Source organism: Pantoea sp. BJ2, from assembly GCF_040255075.1.
Lineage (GTDB): Bacteria > Pseudomonadota > Gammaproteobacteria > Enterobacterales > Enterobacteriaceae > Pantoea > Pantoea leporis.
The window spans coordinates 721,752-744,541 of record NZ_CP158293.1; the positions used below are offsets into that span (position 1 = coordinate 721,752).

Below are 22,790 nucleotides of genomic sequence, written 5' to 3' on the forward strand. Positions count from 1 at the left end.
AAGCTAACGGTTTTTATGGAAAAGTCGGATGTCCGCTTCTCGCTCATAGCGGACCTGACATACCGGTCCGCTTAATGCCAGAAACCGACACAACTATTATTTTAGTGCCCACGCCTAAAACTATCTTTTGGCCACAATCCGCATTTCCACAAGGGCATTCTCAGGAATGAACTCTGACACGCCTATAGCTGACCAAGCTGGATATGGCGCCTTTACATACTCATCTTTTACTCTGGAAAAAACGTCGATATGTTTTTTGAGGTCAATGTGAAAAGTGGTCATCTCAAGTATGTGTTCATAGTTTAAACCAGCGGCATTTAAATAAATGCCAAGCTTATAAAAGGCATCATGAAATTGTTCTTCAGGATGCTTACTTATAGGTTTATCTCTTCGTGCTGCGGTAACACCGGAAAGATATACTGTGCCATCTGCTTCGATAACGGGGGAAAAGTGCCAATCATCGAAATAGTGTTGAAATTCTTCAGGGACGATAGATTTTTTCATAATTTCATCACCAGTTGATGAGTTAATAAATGTCAGCATTTTCAACATTAAATGCCCTCAGCGCTCAGGATGTTCAACCTATCCATCCATTGCTCATTGAGCATAGAAGATATTGCCATGCGCGCATATCCTTATTGTGCCAGTAGCGGACGACTATGATGTCACGATTCATTCATGAATACCGAATGAATCCCTGATACGATAAAATAAATAATCTGCCTGAAGTACGTGCAAAACAAAGAATTATCGTTGTGCATACTTCCTGCAGAAACTGCGCAGCCTGTCAGGAAACTAAAAATAAAAAAAAGTTCTCAGCTTGCTGCCTAATTATATGGCGCTTACCGTCAGCTGAGAACTGTCGCGTTACCTTTGAGATAAGCCATCCGGAGTCATGGAGCGATCAAAGGAGCGCCGAATTAGCCTGATACTTAACCCTGCCCCTATAGCCAGGCAGATAGCCATCGTCAGAAGCGCGACGATAAAAGCATGGGTAATGATTGCGACGCTGTTACCGTTCCCCAGCATGCTGTAAAAAATGCCGCCGATAACCGCGACACTTAGCGCAGTGCTAATTTGTAATGTCGAGCTGGTTACGCCAGCAATCATACCTGAAAACTGTGGCGCGACCCGGCCTGTCACCATCCGCACCAGAGTTGGCATCGCCAGCCCCTGACCCAGCCCAGTCAGGAAAAGCAGCATGGCGAGCGGCAGCATCGCGGGAGAGTGACCGGGCATCGTCGTAGCGATCAATCCTGCCATACCTGCCAAACCTGCGGTTTCACATCCCATTCCGATGGCGCTAAGGTAATTTCCGGCATACTGCCTCAGATACGGTGTCAGTAACGGACCAATGAGAAATCCGACACCAAAGGGTAGAAAAAGCGTGCCTGCAACCAAGGCATTTAAATGTAAGGCACTCTGCAGATAGACAGAAAACAGAAGAAAGAACGCGCCGATTGAATAAAACAATAAAACAATCATAAGTCCCTGGCCTAGCCCTGGCGCACGTAACACGCTCGGGTTGAGCAGTGGCGATCCCCCTTTGCGACTGAGGTTGTGCTCATATCGCCATAACAGTGAGGCCAGCAGCGGGAAAGCAGAAAATAACAGCCACGTCCACCAGGGCCACCCCGCCTCACGCCCTTCGATTAGCGGCACAATCAGTGTACTCAGCGTTAATGTGGCCAGCAGTGTGCCAACGGGGTCAAGTCGCTGAGCAGCTCGCGGCCGTTTTTCTTGCAGTAGTGGCAGGCCAAAGAGAATCACCAGCAGCGTCACAGGCAGATTAATGAGAAAAATTGTCCGCCATCCAAGGTGGAAGAGATCGGCTGATATCAGAATGCCGCCCAGAACCTGTCCAATAACGGAGGCCAGACCAAACACGGCTCCATATATACTGAGCGCTAAGGGTCGCTCCGCTTCGGGGAAAATGACCTGCACGGCGGCGAGCGCCTGAGGAGCCATAATGGCGGCCGTGGCGCCCTGTAATATGCGTCCAGCAATCAGTATCCAGGATGACCAGGCAAAACCACACAGCAATGATGCCGCGGTAAAACCAATCAGCCCAAGAAAAAACATTTTTCCCCGACCATAAATATCGCCCAGACGACCTCCGGTGATTAATGTCACGGCATACACAGCGGCGTACGATGAAATGACCAGCTGTTCTGCTGAGGAAGATGTGCTCAATTCATTATGAATAGCAGGCAGTGCCACATTAACGATAAAAAAATCGAGCGGTGGCAAAAATGCACCTACCAATAAAATGACAAACATAGCCCAACGGCGTGGCTCGGCTTGCAGGATGCTATGTGCCGACATAGATCACTCCTTATGGAACGGTACGGTCCCTGTTAGGGATGTGTGGTCATCGCAGAATGCGCAGTTGACCAATCAGTGCAGGTGACGCCGCCTCGGGGAAGCGCAACACCGATCCGATCAGCGCATGCCGCCGGAAGCCAGAATAATCTCCCCAGTAATCCATCTGGCCTCATCGGAGGCGAGAAATGAGACGATTGGGGCGACGTCCTCCACCTGACCTATACGGCCAAGCGGCGTTTGCTCTTCATTCCAGGTTTGGAAGTCCGAGCCTATTGCGCCTGCGCTATGGCTTCCTTCCGTTTCGATCAGGCCCGGGTTGACCGCATTCACGCGAATTCCCCTGGGACCGAGCTCAAGTGAAAGCACACCGGTAATGGCATCAATCGCCCCCTTAGCACCGCTGTAGATGGCACTTTCAGCAATAAAGACTCGGGTGACGAATGAACTGATATTGATGATGCTGCTGCCGTGACCCAGGTGCGGTGCGGCCGCGGCGCTTACTAACAAGGGTCCAAGCACATTGATATCAAATTGCCTGCGGTACAGCGCTTCAGTGCTCTCTTCAATTTTGGCGAACTGGTAAACACCGGCGTTGTTCACCACGATGTCGAGCCGCCCGAAAAGAGCAATGCTGGTATTAATTAGTGCCTCGACCTCAGTCTGACTGGTGACATCCGCTGCGACTGCCACAGCCTCACCCTTGGTGGCTTTAATATCGACAACAACCTTTTCAGCAGCGTCTCTATCTGAGGCGTAATTGACGATAACCCTGGCGCCATCAGCTGCCAGCTGACGGGCTATACCTGCTCCGATACCTTTTGAACCTCCGGTAACCAGAGCAACTTTGTCTTTTAATTTATGCATAATCTCAGCTTCCTGTTCGTGTCGCCTGAGGCGACGAATTTAAAGAAGCCATGGTGATGCCTGCAAAGTTGTTTGAGAACTGACACTTTTGTATATTGGATGTTCATTTTTGAACGGTGGAATCGAAGCATGGATTGGGGGGATGTTCAGGTATTGCTTGCGGTCATGCGTAACGGCTCTTTCGGGAAAGCAGCCCTGAGTCTGGGCGTAAGTCATCCTACAGTAGGACGCCGTATCAAGGCGCTTGAGGATGAAGCGCAGCAGGCGCTGTTTCGCCGGACAACGGAGGGATTGGTGCTGACAGATGCCGGAGACGGGATCATGAAGCTGGCAGAAGCGATGGAAAATTCCGCGCTTGCCATGGAACGTCGTCTGGCAGGCAATCACGATCGCCTTGAAGGAATACTGAGAATATCATCAGCAGAATGGTTTACTAACTATGTGCTGGCCCCCGTGCTGAGTGAATTGACACGTCGTCATCCGGCGATTGTGCCGGAAATTATTGCAGGTTACCGCCTGCTCGATCTGTCGCGCCGTGATGCCGACATCGCGTTTCGCATCGTACCTTTTACCGATCCGAATATTGTTCAGCGCCGTTTGATGCGTGTGCCCTACGCACTTTATGGCACGCCACAGAATGCACAGGCACTGCTCACAGCCCCCTCTTCGGTGGGGCTGATCCTGATGAATACTGGGCAGTCACATTTTCCTGACGTCTCATGGCTTCTTGATCATTTCCCGCAGTCAAAACCTGCCTTTAAAAGCACAAGCCGCGCGGTTCAGGCGCAGATGTGTCTGCGGGGGATGGGCGTAGCCGTGCTGCCACGGCCTTTGGGTGATGCCACCACCGGGCTGCAGCGTATTGAAATGCCTGACATTCCGCCTTCAAGAGACATCTGGGTCGGCTACCATCAGGATCTTCGTCATATGGATCGCCTGCGTGCACTGCTGGATATCGCAGATAGTATGCTGGCTTCACAACAGGAATAGGCTGACGTGCCGGGGCACCCAGGTGAAACCAGCGGGCAAAAGCGCTTCAGGTATGTTTGTGCGTTTCCTCACGAAGACTCATCTGAGCAAAGACATGGGCTAACTTATGACGAAATGATAATAATCAATATGTCGACCAGATGGATAACCCTACATGCCGGGTTATCAAGTTCGCCCTAAGCCGCCCGTTAAATACTGACAGTCACACCATTTTTCTGAACACTCAGCAGGCAGCTTTGTCTTTACGCCCGTTCTTAATGGTCAGCGTGATAGCTGAAATCAGGAAATAGAGAACACCAAAAGCGGCGTAGGGTGCAATCGTGGTGACATCCAAAGCAGCATTACTACTCGCCTGTTTAAACATAAATACACCCGCCAATGCAGATTGCGCGCCACTCAAGACCATAGCCCATTGTCCATTTGAATTTTTCCAGCGACGGATGGAAGCAGAAAGCTGAAATACACCAGAAAAAATCGCCCATATTCCAAAGACTTTAATGGTTGTATTCATGCTGATAGAAAGAGCCCAGATAATAGCCGCTGCGACAACCAGGCTAACGATAAAGTTGAATTTTTGGGGTGGGTTTAGTGCTAAGCCCCCTGACTGTCTTGCATCAAGATAATTGGCGAATGCGTCCCATGTAGGATACAAAACAAGCAGAATGGCACCAACTGTGGGATTGTGTTTGCCAATGAATAGCGCAAGTGCAATCCAGATAATTGAACCGGCAGCACGGATATAATAATAAGATTGAAGCCATTGATTTTGAATGTAGGTAGATGTAGCGAAATTGGATTTCATGATGATTCTCCGAAATAGGTTGGACTTCACAGAATATTCCAGACGAATGATGGCCGAATTAGAGTCGGCAATTATTTAGTCGCAGGATTAAGAAAATGTGTAAAACTTATAACAACAAACTTTTTAAGGAAAAACAGAGCGTATAAAAATGGTTGTTCGATAAAAAAGAAGACACTATGTCAAAAATTAATCTTAATTTTTATACAGTTTTGGATTAACGATATAGGTTTAGGTCGCAAGCATTCTGGCGGTAACCTGTTCTGTCTAACCTACGCAGTCTACGTATACGCAAGGGCTGCCTTATGTAACCTGACACAGAGATCCGGACTAAGTCAGGAAAAATCCCGATAAAAAAGTAGGTTAAAGGCGCCATCACAGCAACCGGAATCGTTTGCTGACATTCATATTTAAAATCGGTATTAAGTAAATAACTGCTGGAATCCCTGTGTACTTCAGGATGTTTTTTGTTCATTATCTCACACGAACCAGAAACGGATTCAGGAACATATTCCGCCTTACTGACGTCAGCTATCTCCCTGCAAAAACCGCCAGTTACGCTACGTTGTCTAAGGTGTTCACAATACTGTTTTCCTGAAAAAGAAACTGACCTGAATGGCTGTAATAACATCTTCCTGCTAGCGAGTAGTTGAGCAACCAGCGAGTCGATGTCTGCCGGGTGTGGTGGCATACTGATCGATTGCTTCAATACGGCTGGCTCATTCAATCCATAATTTCCGGAGAGTTTGAGCTGAGTCTGTAAAAAGGGCTGAAAACCTGACGCAATGGTAACAGAAGACCGGGAATTCATTCTTTCGATGTTTAATGCTGCCAGGTCCGGCATTGAATGCAAAGCGCGGATAGTGTTCATTAATAATTTCTCCATCAAAGTAAAGTCACATTGAAATAGCCTCAATTAAAATCCTCGCTGGCTATATCACTTCCTCCAAATCATGCTTACGTCGGTACAGACAAACACTGCATCACAGACCTACTAGAAGATAGTCTGAGTTGCGACAATGCCACCTGCATTTATTCTTTCTATCACCCGGATATTTCATTCAACGTCACGAAATAGTCACGAATTCCAGTCAAATATCTAACCGGCATAAAGGCTGCTCATCAACTATTTCAGCCTGAGTAGCCGAACACTTGAAGAGTTCGGCTAGTAACGTTTTATTGTCTGAGTTACCTCAGCTGGTTTTCGTTAATCTTCTAATCACTGGCTCGACAATTTGCTGAAATAAATCAGCGTTATTAAAGGCACGCGAAGATATAATTGCACCATGCACCGTAGCCATTAGCGATTTGGCCTCTGTAGCTGCACTTTCCCGCAGAATAAAAACGCCATTTTTTTCACCCCTGCTCAGTACATCAGTGAGCCAGTTAGTGAGATCGTTGAAATGCCCACTGACTTCCTTAGCCACTTCTTTAGGTAAAATCGTTAATTCAACAGCCAGCATCACGCAAATGCAGAAAGGAGAATTGTTCTCACGGATGCAGGTCGCCCAGAAATTCACGTAGCTGTTAATTTCACCTAATGCATCACCAGAGAAATGCTGGCTGGTTGCCGCCATTCCTGCCTGTGCCTGCTGTCGATAATCACTCACGACTGCCTGAACCAGATCCGCTTTGCCAGGGAAATGGTGGTGAATACTCGACTTACGAATCTGCACCCGCTCGGCTAAATCAGCATAACTGAAGCTGTTATAACCGCCTGCTGTCAGCAGAATTCTGGTGTGGTGCATAATCTCTTCGGCTTTCTGTGAACGTTCTGTACTCATGCTTGCTCCAGCAGCGACGGTAAAATAACTGCGAATCGATAAACGGCCACGAACCTACTCAGCGTCAGCCGGATTGTCAAGCGCACCGCGCGTCAAGCGTTTGCGTTTATATGCACCCGCCATACTGCTAAATACGCCATCGCGCAGAATTAAAGCGTGGTACAAAGCTGCGGCAAGATGCAACATAACAGTGATGAAAAGCGCCATGGCTACCAGGCTGTGGAGCGGACGTAAAATGGCATAAGCGTTGTTGCTGATCGGAACAATGGGCGGCAGCACAACATGACCCAGTGTGACAGGATACCCCGCCGCCGACAGCATCGCCCAACCGATCAGGGGCTGAGCCAGCATCATGGCATACAGTGCCCAATGAGACAGATGCGCTAAGAATTTCTGCCAGGCAGGCAGCGTGGCTGGAAGTGCTGGCTTAGCAGTGCTGAATCTCAGCCAAAGCCGCACAATGACCAGCATTAAAATCATCAAACCCAGCGGCTTATGAATCGCAACCAGCAGGCCGTGCAATGATGAAACCGTGGATACCATTGCGACACCAATAAATAACATGGCCATAATAGCCGCAGCCATCACCCAGTGAAGTACGCGCAGTGCCGGGTGAAAAGTGTTGTTCTGTTTCATCAGTGGGCTCCGGCCTGTTCATGAGTGCGTGCATTATAGGATTTAGCGTAAGCGGATGAGCGGGCATTAAGAAGCGGGTCATCCGAAGCCGTAATACCATCAGGTAAAATCAGCGGGTCATAATTAATGTCGTTACAAACGCCCTGCTGTTGTGCCGTTGTCTTATTAATTGTCAGCGTTCCGGCATTGATCACCTGACGATCGGCAGGCCATCCAATCGATGCGTCATGGCCTTTATCACCAGAGCCCGCCACTGTAACCATCAGATCCCATTTCTGCGGCCCGTTCGCTAGCCGCTGCTGTAAATCACGCTGCAAGAAATTGGCGTCGTTTTTCTCATTTTCATCCATCGCCTGATAGTCAGCGTGCGGCACCATACTCCAGCGCACCAGGTGGGAATGGCCCTCTTTATCAATGAAATTAAAGGCGTTCAAACTGTTAAATTGATCGCGGACCCAGCTGGAAGAGGGAACATATTGCTTTGCCCAGGCAAAGAAAGGTTTGATTTCTGGATGCTGTCGTACAAAAGCCTGCATTCTGGCTGGATCAGGTTTACCGGTTTTTGCATCTGGTAGCGTGGCGGTTTGCAGGTCATAGAAGCCCTGCACGCTTTGTACCGGAAAAAAAGGCATTGCATTCATGCCTGTGCGCCACTGTTCACCATTTTTCTGATAGAAAGCCAGCGCCATACTGCGTATAGGCACTGCATAATCAGGCGCATTCGGATTTCCGCCTGCGATAGCTAAACGGCCCACCACAGGCGTAACGCCTGAGGCAAACAGTGCCGCACGTGACAAGGCGCTGGCGGTACCGTTGGCAGAAAAATCCCCCAGGATACAGACGCCCTTTGCATGATTACGGCGATAACCCGGGTGATTGCCGTTAGATTTTTCTAAGGCAGTAATCAGCTTATCCGATGTCAGCCTGCCAGTATCCAGCCACCCGCCCGCCCACACGAACAAGGCGATCAGCAGTAATGGGATCACAATTATTATCGCCAAGCGCACTATTTTATGACCGACAGAAAGAAAAGGTTTATTCATGAAAACACTCAACATTGCAGAATTTAGTTCACTGTTCATCCGGGCGTAATCATTAAGATTTTGCTTTTAATAACTGGATGACATTCAGAAGTCATGTAAGACGCTCGATAAATCTACTAGTAGGTAGGCTGCACTGTCAAACAATTATTTCTCCTTTTATAAGTTGCTGTCCCCTCCATGTCATACCGGCTTGTTCACATTCTGGAGTGGCCCCGTTCCCGCAAACAATTGCAGTCCTTACGATGAGGGCTCAGCTCCTCGCTCATAGCAGACCTCAAGGCATTGCAAACTGGCGCCTCTTTTGCCACGGTTGTGGCAATCAGAAGGCAGGCAAGCCTGCCTTATTTTCACTTTAATGGGATTCAACAGCCTGCGGAGTGACAACGTCGCGTGACCGCAGCGTGATACGTACCGGCGCAGATTTATACGATGGCGTACCGCTCTCCTTGTCGATGTAATCCAGCGGGATCAGGACGTTAGCCTCCGGATAATAGGCTCCAATCGATCCTTGTGAGATGGCATAGCGAATCACCGTCATGGATTCCAGACGCATACGGTATCCCGGCACTGCTGACTCCAGATCCACAACATCCCCGTGCTCAAGCCCCAGACGTTCCAGATCAAAGTCACACATAAACAGGACGTCACGGCGGCCAAATACTCCGCGGTAGCGATCATCCATGGCGTAAATCGTCGTGTTGTATTGATCGTGACTGCGAAGCGTAATCAGACGTAGCACGTCGTCGCCCGGCACCGTCAAGTCTTCATGCGTGCCTTGATAAAGCGAAAACATCGCTTTACCGCTCGGGGTCGGCCAGATGCGATCCCGCGGCGGCAGTGGCATCTGAAAACCACCGGGTTGGCGAATGCGGGCATTGTAATCATCGAATCCGGGTATGGTTTTTTCGATCAGGTCGCGGATGAGATCGTAATCGGCTATCAACTCATTCCAGTTAACCCGCGTTCTCGGCAGAGCCGCGCTGGCCATCCCGGCAACAATGGCCGGTTCAGAACGCAGCAGCGGCGACGCTGGCTTCAACTTTCCGGAAGAGGCGTGCACCATCGACATGGAATCTTCGACAGTGATCGACTGGCGATTGCCAGACTGCTCATCCAGTTCGGTACGGCCGAGGCACGGCAACAGTAGTGTCTCTTTCCCGGTCAGAAGATGAGTACGGTTCAACTTGGTCGCGATGTGAACACTGAGTTCAAGTTCACGCATCGCAGGAAAGGTAACGTCTGAATCGGGCAGCGCCACGGCAAAATTTCCTCCGAGGCAAATGAGCGCCTTCGCCTGCTTATCGACTATCGCTTTCATCGCCTGCACCGCATCATGACCATGATGCGACGGTGGTGTAAATCCAAACACGTTTTCCAGCTTATTGAGAAAATCGGACGACGGTTTCTCAGTGATCCCCACGGTACGGTTACCCTGCACGTTGGAGTGGCCTCGTAACGGACAAACGCCTGCGCCGGGTTTACCTATATTGCCTCGCATTAGCAGCAGATTGACCAACAGGCGCACATTATCCGTACCGCGGTTGTGCTGTGTAATGCCCATACCATACGTCAGGATAGTGGCATTCGATTTGACGTAAGCTTCAGCGACGCGCCTGAGATCTGCCTGCTTCAGGCCTGAGTCTTGCTCGATTAATGCCCAGGATGTGGCTTCGATGTCCGCCGCGAAGCGCTCAAACCCTTCTGTGTGCTCGCGGATAAAGTCATGATCCAGTGCCGTACCGGTTTCAGCCTCAATCGCCAGCACCGCTTTGGCGATACCTTTAAGCGCAGCCGAATCGCCACCGGCACGGACCAAATAATACGTTGACGCGATATCGGTTGAGCTGTTGGTTGCCATCTCCATGACATTCTGCGGGTCGGCAAAACGCTCAAGCGCGCGTTCGCGCAGCGGATTAAACACGATAATCGGTACGTTACGGCGCGCCAGCTCGTGCAGCGTTCCCATCATGCGCGGATGATTGGTCCCTGGGTTATGACCCATTGAGAGAATAAGCTCTGCACTATCGAAATCGTCCAGTGATACGGTGCCCTTACCGATCCCAATCGACTGAGGCAAACCTACGCTGGTTGCCTCGTGGCACATATTTGAACAATCAGGAAAATTGTTAGTGCCATACTCCCGGGCAAACAGCTGGAACAAATAGGCCGCCTCGTTTGATGCGCGACCGGAGGTATAGAACTCAACCTCATCTGGCGGCAGTGCAGCTAACTTATTGGCAATACGCGTAAAAGCCTCTTCCCAGCTCACTTCGATGAAGGTGTCGCTTGCTGCATCATAGCGCAGCGGCGTGGTTAACCTGCCGTATCCCTCCAGCTCATAATCGGAACGCTGTAGCAGCGACGTAATAGTGTTTTCGGCAAGAAATGCCGGCGTAACGCGCTTGGTGGTCGCTTCCCATGTGACCGCCTTAGCGCCATTTTCACAGAACTGGAAGGTTGAGCCATGATCCTTATCCGGCCAGGCACATCCGGGGCAATCAAACCCATCGGGCTGATTAGTGCGCATCAGCATAGGCGGCGCTTTTAAGGTATCCATTTGGTTTTTAACGGCTATTGCGGTTGCCTTAAGTGCTCCCCAGCCGCCTGCCGGGCCATCATAGGGGTGTACGCCTGGTACTGTGCGATGATTTTTTTTGCTCATACAAATTCGGCTCACGTGAATGTAATTTATGATGCTGCAGCCCCTGCGGAGGTTGCTTAACGTAACAGCGATATGTGCAGGTGTTACCTGAGCCTGAATATCCCTTCATCCACTGGTGTTATGGATAGTTTCAAGGTAGCAAAAAAAAACAGATCCCCCACGCTGGTTATCAATTGGTTACTTTTTTAATTCATTCCTCTATGTGGCTAGCCAAGAGCAACGACCGGAATTTGATCTGTTTACTCAGTGGAAGTGTATTACCGCTTAAGGAAGGCGTACCTGAATGATTATTCTGGAACGTAAAAAGTGTCCCGTTGGGAAAGCAGCCATTTGTACTTTCTTTAACGAAATAATTATCTAATGACGATACATTTATTTCATCGTGCAAACGTTTTACTTTTTCCAGCTAACTGTCACAATAAAAAAGCTACATAAATAGCGCGCTATTATAAAGCACGCGATATACATAAATGATAAAAATTCTTATTTATAGTGACAACACCGGGGAAAACCTTATGCACACACGCTTTTGTTGGGCAGGTTTACGACGCGCCGCAAGTTATAGCGGGCATGTATAAGCAGCACTTCGCTACCACAAGGTCCGTTCGCCACCCTAACGGGGGTGGTTAACGGTTGACCGGCACTAACGTTTTGGGCGAGAAGTCGGGGTTGTCTCAAGCCACGCGCGCACGCTCTCCAGATCCGGTCCGACTTCGCGTAGGGCCTGACTCAGTCGGTCTTGTGTGGTGCTTAACTTCAGAGTCCAGAACGTGATTTGCCACTGCTCGCGTATCTCTACCTGACTGAGGTCTGCGGGAATACGCCGCTGAATGTATTCACGGTTTTTCATTATTTTTATCCTTTTTGTTTTATGTAGGAACGCCCGGCGTGAGGCTTGCCAGCGCAATACATTCCCTATATTGAACAATCATCCTGGATAAAATAGAGGAATATTCCTGCTGTTGAGGTGGGGATAAAAAAGGAGAGTAATCCTGGCGAGGCCAGCGATTTATTCTGACGTGTGTTAACAATATCTATTTCATTAAACTAAAAAATAATTATTTTCATTTCTTCTTATTAAGCCTCTGATAAATGAGAAAATTAAAACACTGCATCCAGGTCAAGTTAACGTGATGTTTAGAGGCGGGTGAGCGATACACCCAAATTCACTCCATCCCGTATTTAAGGAGTTTTCTTTGAGAAATCAACTTTTAGAACGGCCCGTGGCCGTACAGCATAATATTCGTGATCTCAGGCTTGCCGCTGGCCTTTCACAACAGAGTGCCGCTGAGCGTTTCGATCTTAGCCTGCGTGTTTGGCAGTCGAAAGAGTCTGCGAAGAATCCAGGGCAGCTCAGCCAGGGCGAATATGAATTGTTATTGTTGCTGGCTGGTCAACATCCTTACTTTGCACTGGTGTCGCACCAAAAAAAGTAAGCTGCGTTGTCCGTGTCATTCGATAAAGATCAAGCACTGCGATGGCCTCACGCGTTTTGCACAAAAGAGACTGAGTATTTCATTTCGATGGTCAGGCACTGCATCAATGTCACAGAGTTAGCCGTATCACTGGCTAATCAAACTGAGTAGATGCATCACCGTCCTGGAGGGATTGTTGCGCCGCCAGGCAAAGGCGATATCGGTAAACAGGGTGTTATTCTCTATTTCGCAAAATGTAACATGCGGGTTGTTCACACAGCACATGGACTCTGGTACCAACGCGATGCCACAACCTGCTCCGACCATGCCGAGAGACGAGGTGATTTGGGGAGCCTGAATAAATCGTGTTGTGGTGAACCCCGCGCGCAGACAGGTGCTTACGATGAGCTCATACAGGCTGGGAGCGACTTCACGCGGAAACATAATCAATGTTTCGTCCACCAACTGCGCTAATGCAATGGTGCCAGAGGAGCTACATGCATGGCCCGCAGGTAACGCAATCATCATTCTTTCGGTAGCGATGACTTTCAAATTGAACGCTTTGCTGCTTTCACACGGCAAACGAATAAACGCCGCATCAAGCAACCCATCCCGCAGATCCTGCATCAGCAAAGCCATATTCTCTTCCCTGGCAATGAGTTCCATTGCCGGATAACGCGTTCTAAAACGCTGAAGAAGGTCAAACACGGGAGCCCCGAAAGCGACAGAACTGGCAAACCCGAGCGACATCTTTCCGCTTATGCCCCGCGCCATACCACGGGCTTTCTCAAGCGCATGGTCGGCCAGCTGCACAATCTCAGTGGCGTCATTTAGGAATGCCCTTCCCGCATCGGTGAGTTCAACGCCGCGCGTCAGGCGTTTCAGTAATGGTGTCCCAATCTCATGTTCCAGTCGCCGTATTTGCTGGCTCAGCGGTGGCTGAGAAATGCCAAGCATTTCTGCAGCACGAGTGAAATGTAGCGTCTCGGCGACAGCAACAAAATAACGCAGATGGCGAAGTTCCATATCAAAAACGTCTCAAAGTTTACAGGTTTCGCTATTGGATTCGGTAAGCCAAAAAGCCCACCATGATATTAACACGGCTTAACTATTGGTTTGCGAGGTGGCAAATGTGTAATTTTGTATCTGCCTGTTCATGTGAGGAACAGCTGAAAGAAACCGTCTTTAAACTCAATGGTGATTCACCAGAAAAGGTTATCTATCAGACTTCACTGATGAGCGCGCTGCTGAGCGGTGTTTATGACGGATCCACCACGGTGTCCGATCTGTTAAAGAAAGGCGATTTTGGCCTGGGTACGTTCAACCAGTTGGATGGAGAACTCATTGCCTTCGACAGCAAGGTCTATCAGTTACGCTCCGATGGCAGCGCCAATCCTGCCCAGCCCGAGCAACAAACGCCGTTTGCTGTGATGACTTTTTTCAAACCTGAAAATCGCTACCGCTTTACCGAAACCGCCACGCGAGAAGAGGTTCATCAGGTTATCGACAGCAAAATCACTTCAGATAACCAATTCTGTGCCATGCGTATCAGTGGTCGCTTTCATGCCGTACGCACTCGAACCGTTCCCTGCCAATGTCGCCCTTATCGCTCGATGCCGGAAGTGCTGGGCGATCAGCCAACCTTCGCATTTAAAGAGACGCAGGGTGACCTGATTGGCTTCCGTACGCCGCAGTACATGCAGGGAATCAACGTGGCGGGTTATCACGAGCACTTTATTACGGATGACCAGCAAGGCGGTGGGCACATCCTCGATTATGTGCTGAAGGAAGGAACGCTAACCTTTGGCTCCATTAATAAGCTTGTCATTGATCTTCCCCGGGATAATGAATTTCTTCAAGCAGAGCTCACGCCGCACAATCTTGATGAAGCCATTCGCGCCGTCGAAAGCTAACAATAGGGGGCAATATGAAAACGTTAAAAACCCACACTCACTGGAACTGCGGCGCCGATCTCGTGGTCGCGCAGCTTGAAGCACAAGGCGTAAACCACGTGTTTGGCATCCCCGGAGCCAAAATCGACAAAGTGTTTGATTCATTAGTGGATTCTCCCATTCAACTCATCCCTGTCAGGCATGAGGCAAATGCTGCCTTTATGGCCGCAGCGGTAGGCCGACTTACGGGACATGCCGGGGTTGCACTTGTGACCTCCGGACCAGGCTGCTCGAATCTGGTTACCGGCATGGCAACCGCCACCAGCGAAGGCGATCCGGTGGTGGCCATTGGCGGAGCGGTGAAACGATCGGATAGCGCCAAACAGGTTCACCAGAGCCTGGATACCGTGTCGATGTTTCGTCCGGTAACGAAATATGCTGTTGAGGTCACCGCCCCCTCCGCGCTGACCGAATGTGTCTCTAACGCATTTCGTTATGCAGAAAACGGACGCGGTGGAGGTGCCTTTATCAGCCTGCCGCAGGATATTGTTGATCAGCCGGTTTCCGGCAGCCCTTTGCAAAATAGTGGACACGTTAAGTTGGGCGCGGCCCCCGATGCCCTAATTGAGGCTATCAGCCAGGAAATTAGCCGGGCGAAAAATCCGGTTATCCTGCTGGGCCTGATGGCCAGCCAACCAGAAAACAGCGCCGCAATCCATGAACTGCTGTCAAAAAGCCAGATCCCCGTTACCAGTACTTACCAGGCTGCAGGCGCAGTCAGACAGGAGCACTTCTCAAGGTTTGCCGGACGGGTTGGATTATTTAACAACCAGGCTGGAGACCGGTTATTACAGCAGGCGGACCTGATCATCACTATCGGTTATAGCCCGGTTGAGTATGAGCCGGCAATGTGGAACAGCGGCAAAGCCATCCTGGTACATATTGATGTGCTACCGGCTGATACGGATAACCGCTACCAGCCCGATGCAGAACTGGTAGGCGACATTGCGCAGACCGTATGCAAGATTGCCGCCCGTATCCTCTCACCATTAACGCTAAGCCACGCTGCCGCCACTGTACTGGAAGACCGCCAGCAGCAACGCCAATTACTGGCAATGCAAGGTGCCAGCTTAAATCAATTTGCGCTGCATCCCCTGCGCATCGTGCATGCGATGCAAGACATCATTAACTCTGACATCAGCCTTACCGTTGATATGGGAAGCTTTCATATCTGGATAGCGCGCTATCTGTATAGCTTCCGTGCGCGCCAAATCATGATCTCTAATGGTCAACAGACCATGGGTGTCGCCCTACCCTGGGCTATTGGTGCCTGGCTGGTTGATCCTTCACGCAAGGTGGTATCGGTGTCCGGGGACGGCGGATTTTTGCAATCAAGCATGGAACTGGAAACTGCCGTCAGGCTGAAGGCCAATATCCTGCACATCATTTGGGTTGATAACGCCTACAACATGGTCGCCATGCAGGAAGAGAAAAAGTATCAGCGAATTTCAGGCGTCAGTTTCGGTCCGGTGGATTTTAAAGCCTATGCCGAAGCCTTTGGCGCAGCCGGCTTCTCCGTTAACAGTGCGGCAGAACTTGAGCCAACATTGCGCAAAGCAATGGATGTCAGCGGCCCCGCTGTGGTCGCAATTCCGGTCGACTACAGCGATAACCCGCTACTGATGAGTCAGTTACACCTGAGTCAAATTCTCTAATTGAAAGGATATGATTATGAAAAACAGAGTTGCGTTTGTAACCGGCGCCGGACAGGGCATTGGCGCAGCCATTGCCTTACGCCTGGCAAAAGACGGCTTTTCCGTAGCCATCGCGGATTTCAATCTTGAAACGGCGCAGCATGTCGCTGATGAGATTGTCACATCTGGAGGAAAGGCCATCGCGCTGCAGGTTGATGTCACCCAACGCGATAACGTTTTTCACGCCGTTGAAGAAGCGCGCCATGCGCTGGGTGATTTCAACGTCATTGTGAACAACGCCGGTATTGCGCCATCAACACCGATTACCGAGATCACCGAGGAGATTGTTGATAAGGTTTATAACGTCAACGTTAAGGGTGTGATTTGGGGAATGCAGGCGGCGATTAGCGCTTTTTCCGCGGAAAATCACGGTGGCAAAATCATTAATGCCTGCTCTCAGGCAGGACATGTTGGCAATCCGGAGCTGGCAGTTTATAGCTCCAGCAAATTTGCCGTTCGCGGGCTGACGCAGACAGCGGCTAAAGATCTTGCGTCTAAAGGCATTACGGTCAATGCCTTCTGTCCGGGTATTGTTAAAACCCCCATGTGGGAATCGATCGACAGGCAAATTTCACAAGCGGCGGGTAAACCGGCTGGCTTTGGGACGCAGGAATTTGCAAAACGTATTACTTTGGGCCGGCTATCTGAACCGGAAGATGTGGCCGCATGCGTCGCATTTCTGGCGGGACCGGATTCCGACTACATGACCGGGCAATCGCTACTGATCGACGGCGGAATGGTATTCAACTGATTCGCGGATCGTGCTTACCCATACTGCCGTGTGGGTAAGCTATTAATCATGCACTTTTGCCCGCCTGTCTCCGCCCAGCGCCTACCTTCCTGGGATTTTTCAGGACTGATGCAGCCGGATACCGTGATTGGTGCAGTCCGAAAGTAGCCACCTAAACAAGGTTGGTCAAATAGCAATTCACATATATCGGGTTTCGCCCATAGTGGACATGGATTCTCCAAAGGCAGCTTTGTGCCAAAAGCGGACGTTGAAGAATTGATTTAGGGCGAAGGCGGGCCCTAAATATATTAGGGCTTTCATTTTAAGCTCTGGCTCTATGGATAGGTGGGTAAACCGCAATTTCAGCAAAATTGCAGTGGCTTTTTTTCTCTGAAGACAAGAGCAATAGATATTCACAACGTCGGCATCTGATTTTGTTCTGCACCGCTTAAAATAGAGCTTAACAGTACCGGAGTGCTACATGCCGTGCTGTTTTGCCAGCCATTGACTGGCCGTTGTAGTTGAAATTCTCTGACGGTGATTGTAAGTATTGCGCTTACTCCAGGCTACGCCGTCTGGACGTGCGAAAGCAATTCGGTAATTTGCACCAATATCTTGCGGATTGTGCTGCGCATCACCCTGAAGCTGTTGCCTGTCCAGTAATTTTCTGTTTACTTTGATGCCCCAGTAAGCACTCATTAAATCCGCAAGCTCGCTGTAAGTCAGCGTATCACCTGCAATATAGACAATCTCGTTTTTGAAAGTGGGCTGATGGAAGAAAATGTCCGCAGTCAGCTTGCCAATGTCTTCTGGTGTGGTTAGCGTTACCGCGTGCTTCCAGTCTCCTAGGGCACAGACGGTTTTACTTTGCGCGTCAATCACACCAAAACCGGGCTCAAACAAATAGCTGGTAAAAATGCCTGTGGATACGATGACCCACGATGTTGCGTTTTGCTGGCGTAAAAGGTGGCGAACTTCGAGCTGTTCATCCCAAACTTGTTGACCGCTGCCTTTACCCACTACGTCATAATTAACGCCAAATTGCCATGGGAAGTAGCGGGCTACAGCCGCTTTGAATACCGCCTGCGTAATTTTTATCAGTGTTCCTGGCCCGCCGACAAAACCACTGCAGTTGATGACGGCGTCGAAAGCAGCAAATAGTTCACTCAGTTCATCAATACTGTTTTCCTGCAGATCGCCCTCTACTACAGCGATTCCAAGCTTCGTCAGTTCATCCAGCCGTGCCTTGCGCGAGCCAGAAATGGCATAAGCGGCTTCGCTTCTGAGTAACACGCTAATTTTTACATCGGTATGTTCCTGCACTTTATTGCTCATCGCTCTCAATACCTGAATACCAAGCTCGCCTGCACCGAGTACTAAAACAGTATCTTTAGGTTTCTTTTCAGTATTCATTGTTGCTTCCTGTTGTATTAAAACGTCATCCTGACAGCTGACATGACCTGGTTCAATTAGGCACACGCATGATACCGGAGGTGATATGGAGTCTGAGCGGGAAGCACTGTTGCAATTTTCCAGGGAATTTTGTGAGGAATTAAGCAACGATGATGAGGGCCTAAAACGTGAGATCCTGGCTCATGCAGGTAATCGCTGGTCGCTGGGCGTGCTGCATATTCTTGGTACTAACGGACCTCTTCGTTACGGAGAGTTACGCCGCTACCTTACGAGTGTCACTCAAAGAATGCTGACGCGAACACTGAGACATCTGGAGCGGGACGGGCTTATATCTCGCTATGATTATGAGGAAAAGTTGCCCCGGGTGGTTTATGCGATTACAGATATGGGAAAAGAAATGCTTCTGCGGATGCTACCTTTATGGTCTTGGATTATTACATCCGCAAGCTATTTCCGGGAAACAAGAGCACAGTATGACGGTGATTGAATCTTTTGGTGACAACATGGCAAAAAGAGACTTGAGGAATTTTTGCATGTTAAAACTCTCTTCAAGAAAGCTGCAACGTGATATTGCAGCCTACATTGAGAGCCGATAGGTCTGCTTCTCGCTCATAGTAGACCTTGCCACGCGAGCATGTCCGCTTTGTGCCAGAAGCGGACGTTGCTAACTTCATGTTAAGTTGATGCGCAGGAATCTAGTCAAAAGCTAAGAAGAGGCTCATATGTCATCACAATCTATACAATTAGTGAAAGTCATAGCTGATATAGCTATCGCACTCGAATTTACCGAGGAAACTTTAATTAATCCTGATGTGGCCATTGAGATGCAAGAGAGTATTGCAGGAACTCTTCAGTCCCTTGATGAAGTTAGCCGAAAAGATATAGCGGATGTCTTTGAAAGTATCTCGGCTCTTTATAATGGAGAAGTTGCAGACTACGTCAGGTCTATACCTGCTAATTATGGCATCAAGTAAGGAGATCATTAATTATTGCAAGGTCCGCAGATCGCTCATACGGGACACTCATAATCACATCTCCTAACCCAATGGAGATTGAACATGACAACATCCCCCTGGAACAAAAGCCGCATTATCGGCCAGAAACGGCCTCTTCAGATCTCTCATATCTGGGGAATTCGTATCCGTCTTGAGCTGGAAGGAAAAGTTCGTGATCTGGCTCTTTTTAACATGGCTCTGGATAGTAAACTTCGGGGCTGTGATTTGGTTAAGCTAAAAGTTTCTGATATAGCCTATGGGCACTCTGTTTCGGGCAGAGCGACAGTGCTGCAGCAGAAAACGGGCAGCCCTGTTCAGTTTGAACTGACTAAGTGAACCAGAGAGGCTGTAGCCGCGTGGATCAAAATGGCTCAACTAAGTAATAGCGACTATCTCTTCCAGTCCCGCGTTGGTTCTTCAAGACACATCTCAACCAGACAATATAACCGTATTTTTCATGGATGGATTGGGAAGCTTGGTCTCGATGAGACGCTCTACAGTACGCACTCAATGCGCAGAACCAAACCATATCTTATCTATAAAAAAACGAAGAACCTTCGGGTAATCCAGTTACTTTTGGGGCACAAAAAACTCGAAAGCACAGTACGTTACCTTGGCATTGAAGTAGATGATGCTCTGGAAATATCGGAGTCAATTGAAGTCTAGCCTGTGAGGGCTGCAACAGCAGCCCTGTGCCAGAAGCGAATACGTCAGGTTCAAAAATGGGTAGGTAAGCGTTTTAACTTATTCGTCCGGGATACATACCCGGATACGGTGCCCGTCAGGATCAAGCGCAACGAACGTCTTGCCAAAAACAGCATGTTTGGGCTCCTGTTCTATCTGCACACCGCTCTCTGACCATTGCTGATAAAGCACATCAACCTCCTGAATATCTTTCACCATAAAACTCAATTCAGTTCGGCTACCTTCACCGCAGGATACAAAGTCACTCGCTGTCGTTGACCATAGTCCAAGGTTCAGGCCGTTATTAAAGGAAAAAGCCACCCACGTCGGAAGCATCACGTCTGGTTCTGTATTGAATAGCTTCTGGTAAAATCCACTGCTCACAATCGGGTTATCAACATAAAGAATGATCAGGTTAGGTATCATGAGTCTCTCACGCCAAAAAGAATGAGACTTCACTATTGCAGGGAGCATTGACAGAACATGTCAGCATCAGGACCGAAACGAGCAGAACGCCTTCTCAATCTTCTGCAGATTTTTTATCAGCATCGCTATCCGATAAGTGGCCACAGGCTGGCTGAAGAACTTTCAATCAGTCTTCGTACACTTTACCGTGATATTGGCGCACTACGCGCTCAGGGTGCCGACATTCAGGGAGAGGCTGGCACAGGATATATCCTTTCCCGGAGCCATCATTTACCGCCGGTGATGTTTACCCCCGAACAGCTTGATGCACTGGCGCTCGGTTTACGCTGGGTAGCCACATATGGTGATAAGGGGATTGCTAAAGCAGCTTCAGAAGTAACGGGGAAAGTCCGCCACGGTCTTCCGCCACAGTTACAGACACTGTTTGATGACTCGACATTATTGGTGGGAAAGAGACAGGAAGCTCATCACAACTTTGAAAACCTGAGCGTTGTTCGAAGCGCCATCAGGTGGAGACGTAAAATCCGTGCAGGTTATACAGACACACTCGGTAATATGAGTGAAAGAACGATATGGCCTTTCGCGCTGGGTTACTTCTCCGGCGCTATTGTGCTTGCTGCATGGTGTGAAGAACGTAACGACTTCCGTCATTTCGACGTAACGCGATTAAAATCTCTTCAGCACCTGCAGGAAGGATATCCTCATTCCCGGCATAGTTTACTCCGTATATGGCGTAATGCAGGTCTGGATAACATTGTTCCCACGCGTAGCTGAAATGGATATGATTGCTCCAGAAAATCCAAGTCTGTCTTATCTATAAAATATATCCGCTCTTCGCTCATAGTAGATCTCCAGCTCAATCAGCCTGTCCGCTTTGTACCAAAAGCGGACGTTGCTATGTCCTCATGGCTGGCACATTAGCAGGCCTCATTACATGTGCGATTCACTATGTTCCAATAGTTTTTTTGCAGAAGCATTAGTCGCTCTTAGCTGCTCTTCCAGATTAATACCCTGTAGTTTTCCATCTGCTTTGATAATGCGGCCGTCGACAATGACCGTCTCTACATTTTCCGGTTGAGCTGAGTAGACGATGAGGGCTGCCGGGTCGCCACCGCCAAATCCTGCCATATTCAGCGTGTTGGGATTAATTATCTGAATGTCTGCCCGCTTACCCTCTTCAAGGGTGCCGGTTAATTCCCCCAGCCCTATCGATTCAGCAGAGCGACGCATTGCTAACGCCAGAAGCTGGCGCGCGTCTGGAAGCGTTTCATCTTTTGCTTTACCACTTTCAGTAAGCGCGGCTGTGCGGAGCGTTTCAAACATGTTAGCCCCGCCAGACAATGCATTACCATCTATGCCCAGCCCCTGCCTTTCAACGTCCTGAAAGTGATTAAGCAGGGTCAGCCCATAACCAACTCGTTGCTCGCTGACCGGTGTTAATACCAGCCCACCCCCCGATTTTTGCAGAGCATTTAACTGCTGCGGGAGCGCATCGCTTGCGTGTATCACTGTCAGCGATGGCGATAAATACTGACGGTCTATAAGTGCATCGAACATTGCGCGGGCATCGCCGCTGACATGCACCTGAATGGGCAAATTGTGTTGAACAGCAAACCTGTATTCTTTATCCCGCATGGCCCAGTTCTGCTGGCTGGATAAGTCCCTGGGGATCCGCCAGCCCAGCCCGAGTTGAACACGATCCGTTGACTGCTTTTTGAGTTCAGCCAAGTGCGTCAAATCAATCATTCTTTTTGTGGTTTTATCGGGACCACCGTAATACATGATGGCGCGAATGCCGCTTTTTTCGAGCGCTCTGAAGCCAGCATCACCCCATGCAGGGCCATGAATGTTATCAAAGAAGTCGCCAGTAGTCGTGATTCCAGATTGTAACAGTTCAAGCGAACCAGAATAAATTGCCAGCCAAATATCATCCGGCTGCATCTTCTTTGCTAACTTGTTACTGACAGGGAAAAACTTTCCCTGTTTATTTCTGAACTGGCCACGCATGGTGGTGACCCATAAATGATTATGCGCATCGACGAACCCCGGCATTACATATTTACCTCGGGCGTCAATTATCTTTGCGTCGGCGGCGACAAGATTTTTTCCGATCTGTACTATCTGGTTATTGCGGATCAGGATGTCGGTCGAGGGCTGATCCTGTCCGTTGGCTGTCATGGGTAACAGGTAACCCTGGCGGATAAGTAGAGTATTCTGAGGGGCGGCGCTAACTGAAGCAGAGAAAAAACAGGCGATAAATAGTACTGCCTGAAGTTTACAGGACATACCTACTCCTTCGTAAATCAATAGGGTTAACTCAGAGTATAGGCATTGTCATTGCGCTGATGAGACATCTGTTGATTTGATGCCTTTTTAAC

General features: G+C 49.2%; 22 protein-coding genes and 1 pseudogene. 9 read left to right on the forward strand and 14 right to left on the reverse strand.

Features of this window, described 5'->3' with window-relative positions:
• Positions 1-120: 120 nt before the first annotated feature.
• The 3 genes from AAF463_RS22835 to AAF463_RS22845 form a co-directional block, all read right to left on the reverse strand.
• Positions 121-504 (reverse strand): Rid family hydrolase, encoded by a 384-nt coding sequence (locus AAF463_RS22835; protein WP_350262463.1) that lies wholly within the window; start codon positions 502-504, stop codon positions 121-123.
• 363 nt (positions 505-867) lie between these two features.
• The gene (locus AAF463_RS22840; protein ID WP_350262195.1) at positions 868-2,325 is read right to left on the reverse strand and encodes an MFS transporter; all 1,458 of its coding nucleotides are present in this window, start codon (positions 2,323-2,325) and stop codon (positions 868-870) included.
• Positions 2,326-2,442: 117 nt separating this feature from the next.
• Positions 2,443-3,189, reverse strand: coding sequence for a glucose 1-dehydrogenase (locus AAF463_RS22845; RefSeq protein ID WP_222234220.1), 747 nt, complete (start codon positions 3,187-3,189; stop codon positions 2,443-2,445).
• A 129-nt stretch (positions 3,190-3,318) separates the two neighbouring features.
• Here AAF463_RS22845 and AAF463_RS22850 point away from each other — a divergent pair, with 129 nt between their 5' ends.
• The gene (locus AAF463_RS22850) at positions 3,319-4,179 is read left to right on the forward strand and encodes a LysR family transcriptional regulator (protein ID WP_271460547.1); all 861 of its coding nucleotides are present in this window, start codon (positions 3,319-3,321) and stop codon (positions 4,177-4,179) included.
• A 223-nt stretch (positions 4,180-4,402) separates the two neighbouring features.
• Here AAF463_RS22850 and AAF463_RS22855 read toward each other — a convergent pair whose 3' ends face one another.
• The 7 genes from AAF463_RS22855 to AAF463_RS22885 form a co-directional block, all read right to left on the reverse strand.
• Complete coding sequence (locus AAF463_RS22855) at positions 4,403-4,981, reverse strand: DUF308 domain-containing protein (RefSeq protein WP_350262196.1); 579 nt, start codon at positions 4,979-4,981, stop codon at positions 4,403-4,405.
• Between the two features lie 214 nt (positions 4,982-5,195).
• Positions 5,196-5,849, reverse strand: coding sequence for a hypothetical protein (locus AAF463_RS22860; RefSeq protein ID WP_350262197.1), 654 nt, complete (start codon positions 5,847-5,849; stop codon positions 5,196-5,198).
• 322 nt (positions 5,850-6,171) lie between these two features.
• Positions 6,172-6,762 carry a TetR/AcrR family transcriptional regulator gene (locus AAF463_RS22865; RefSeq protein WP_350262198.1) on the reverse strand — a complete coding sequence of 197 codons (591 nt, stop codon included), beginning with the start codon at positions 6,760-6,762 and terminating at the stop codon, positions 6,172-6,174.
• Between the two features lie 54 nt (positions 6,763-6,816).
• Positions 6,817-7,398: a cytochrome b gene (locus AAF463_RS22870; protein ID WP_350262199.1), complete on the reverse strand. Its 582-nt coding sequence runs from the start codon at positions 7,396-7,398 to the stop codon at positions 6,817-6,819.
• Positions 7,398-8,441 carry a catalase family peroxidase gene (locus AAF463_RS22875; RefSeq protein WP_350262464.1) on the reverse strand — a complete coding sequence of 348 codons (1,044 nt, stop codon included), beginning with the start codon at positions 8,439-8,441 and terminating at the stop codon, positions 7,398-7,400. Before AAF463_RS22875 ends, AAF463_RS22870 begins: the two co-directional genes overlap by 1 nt.
• A gap of 352 nt (positions 8,442-8,793) precedes the next feature.
• A complete protein-coding gene (locus AAF463_RS22880) occupies positions 8,794-11,103 on the reverse strand; it encodes an FdhF/YdeP family oxidoreductase (protein WP_350262200.1) in 2,310 nt (769 codons plus the stop codon).
• Between the two features lie 643 nt (positions 11,104-11,746).
• On the reverse strand, positions 11,747-11,953 hold the full coding sequence (locus AAF463_RS22885; protein WP_192413387.1) for a DUF3606 domain-containing protein: 207 nt from the start codon (positions 11,951-11,953) through the stop codon (positions 11,747-11,749).
• Positions 11,954-12,299: 346 nt separating this feature from the next.
• Between AAF463_RS22885 and AAF463_RS22890 the strand changes: the two genes are divergently transcribed.
• Positions 12,300-12,539 (forward strand): transcriptional regulator, encoded by a 240-nt coding sequence (locus AAF463_RS22890; protein WP_137387215.1) that lies wholly within the window; start codon positions 12,300-12,302, stop codon positions 12,537-12,539.
• Positions 12,540-12,665: 126 nt separating this feature from the next.
• Here the strand turns inward: AAF463_RS22890 and AAF463_RS22895 are convergent, their stop codons facing one another.
• The gene (locus AAF463_RS22895) at positions 12,666-13,544 is read right to left on the reverse strand and encodes a LysR family transcriptional regulator (RefSeq protein ID WP_350262201.1); all 879 of its coding nucleotides are present in this window, start codon (positions 13,542-13,544) and stop codon (positions 12,666-12,668) included.
• A 104-nt stretch (positions 13,545-13,648) separates the two neighbouring features.
• Between AAF463_RS22895 and budA the strand changes: the two genes are divergently transcribed.
• Genes budA through AAF463_RS22910 form a run of 3 tightly spaced genes read left to right on the forward strand, consistent with a single transcriptional unit; the run spans position 13,649 to position 16,915 of the window.
• Positions 13,649-14,431, forward strand: a complete 783-nt coding sequence (gene budA, locus AAF463_RS22900; RefSeq protein ID WP_350262202.1) for an acetolactate decarboxylase — start codon at positions 13,649-13,651, stop codon at positions 14,429-14,431.
• A 14-nt stretch (positions 14,432-14,445) separates the two neighbouring features.
• Positions 14,446-16,125: an acetolactate synthase AlsS gene (gene alsS, locus AAF463_RS22905; RefSeq protein WP_350262203.1), complete on the forward strand. Its 1,680-nt coding sequence runs from the start codon at positions 14,446-14,448 to the stop codon at positions 16,123-16,125.
• Positions 16,126-16,141: 16 nt separating this feature from the next.
• Positions 16,142-16,915 (forward strand): (S)-acetoin forming diacetyl reductase, encoded by a 774-nt coding sequence (locus tag AAF463_RS22910; protein WP_350262204.1) that lies wholly within the window; start codon positions 16,142-16,144, stop codon positions 16,913-16,915.
• 456 nt (positions 16,916-17,371) lie between these two features.
• On the opposite strand, the gene AAF463_RS22915 is transcribed toward AAF463_RS22910, so the two are convergent.
• A complete protein-coding gene (locus AAF463_RS22915; RefSeq protein WP_350262205.1) occupies positions 17,372-18,307 on the reverse strand; it encodes an aromatic alcohol reductase in 936 nt (311 codons plus the stop codon).
• Positions 18,308-18,392: 85 nt separating this feature from the next.
• Between AAF463_RS22915 and AAF463_RS22920 the strand changes: the two genes are divergently transcribed.
• The 3 genes and pseudogenes from AAF463_RS22920 to AAF463_RS22930 all read left to right on the forward strand — a co-directional run bounded on the left by AAF463_RS22920 (position 18,393) and on the right by AAF463_RS22930 (position 19,968).
• Positions 18,393-18,794: a helix-turn-helix domain-containing protein gene (locus tag AAF463_RS22920; RefSeq protein ID WP_192235511.1), complete on the forward strand. Its 402-nt coding sequence runs from the start codon at positions 18,393-18,395 to the stop codon at positions 18,792-18,794.
• A 235-nt stretch (positions 18,795-19,029) separates the two neighbouring features.
• On the forward strand, positions 19,030-19,281 hold the full coding sequence (locus AAF463_RS22925; RefSeq protein WP_350262206.1) for a hypothetical protein: 252 nt from the start codon (positions 19,030-19,032) through the stop codon (positions 19,279-19,281).
• 84 nt (positions 19,282-19,365) lie between these two features.
• Positions 19,366-19,968, forward strand: a pseudogene (locus tag AAF463_RS22930) (site-specific integrase).
• Between the two features lie 78 nt (positions 19,969-20,046).
• On the opposite strand, the gene AAF463_RS22935 reads toward AAF463_RS22930, so the two are convergent.
• Positions 20,047-20,412 (reverse strand): VOC family protein, encoded by a 366-nt coding sequence (locus tag AAF463_RS22935; protein WP_271460557.1) that lies wholly within the window; start codon positions 20,410-20,412, stop codon positions 20,047-20,049.
• 57 nt (positions 20,413-20,469) lie between these two features.
• Between AAF463_RS22935 and AAF463_RS22940 the strand changes: the two genes are divergently transcribed.
• Positions 20,470-21,186, forward strand: a complete 717-nt coding sequence (locus AAF463_RS22940) for a YafY family protein (protein ID WP_271460558.1) — start codon at positions 20,470-20,472, stop codon at positions 21,184-21,186.
• Between the two features lie 156 nt (positions 21,187-21,342).
• On the opposite strand, the gene AAF463_RS22945 is transcribed toward AAF463_RS22940, so the two are convergent.
• The gene (locus AAF463_RS22945; protein ID WP_350262207.1) at positions 21,343-22,698 is read right to left on the reverse strand and encodes an amidohydrolase family protein; all 1,356 of its coding nucleotides are present in this window, start codon (positions 22,696-22,698) and stop codon (positions 21,343-21,345) included.
• Positions 22,699-22,790 lie beyond the last annotated feature (92 nt).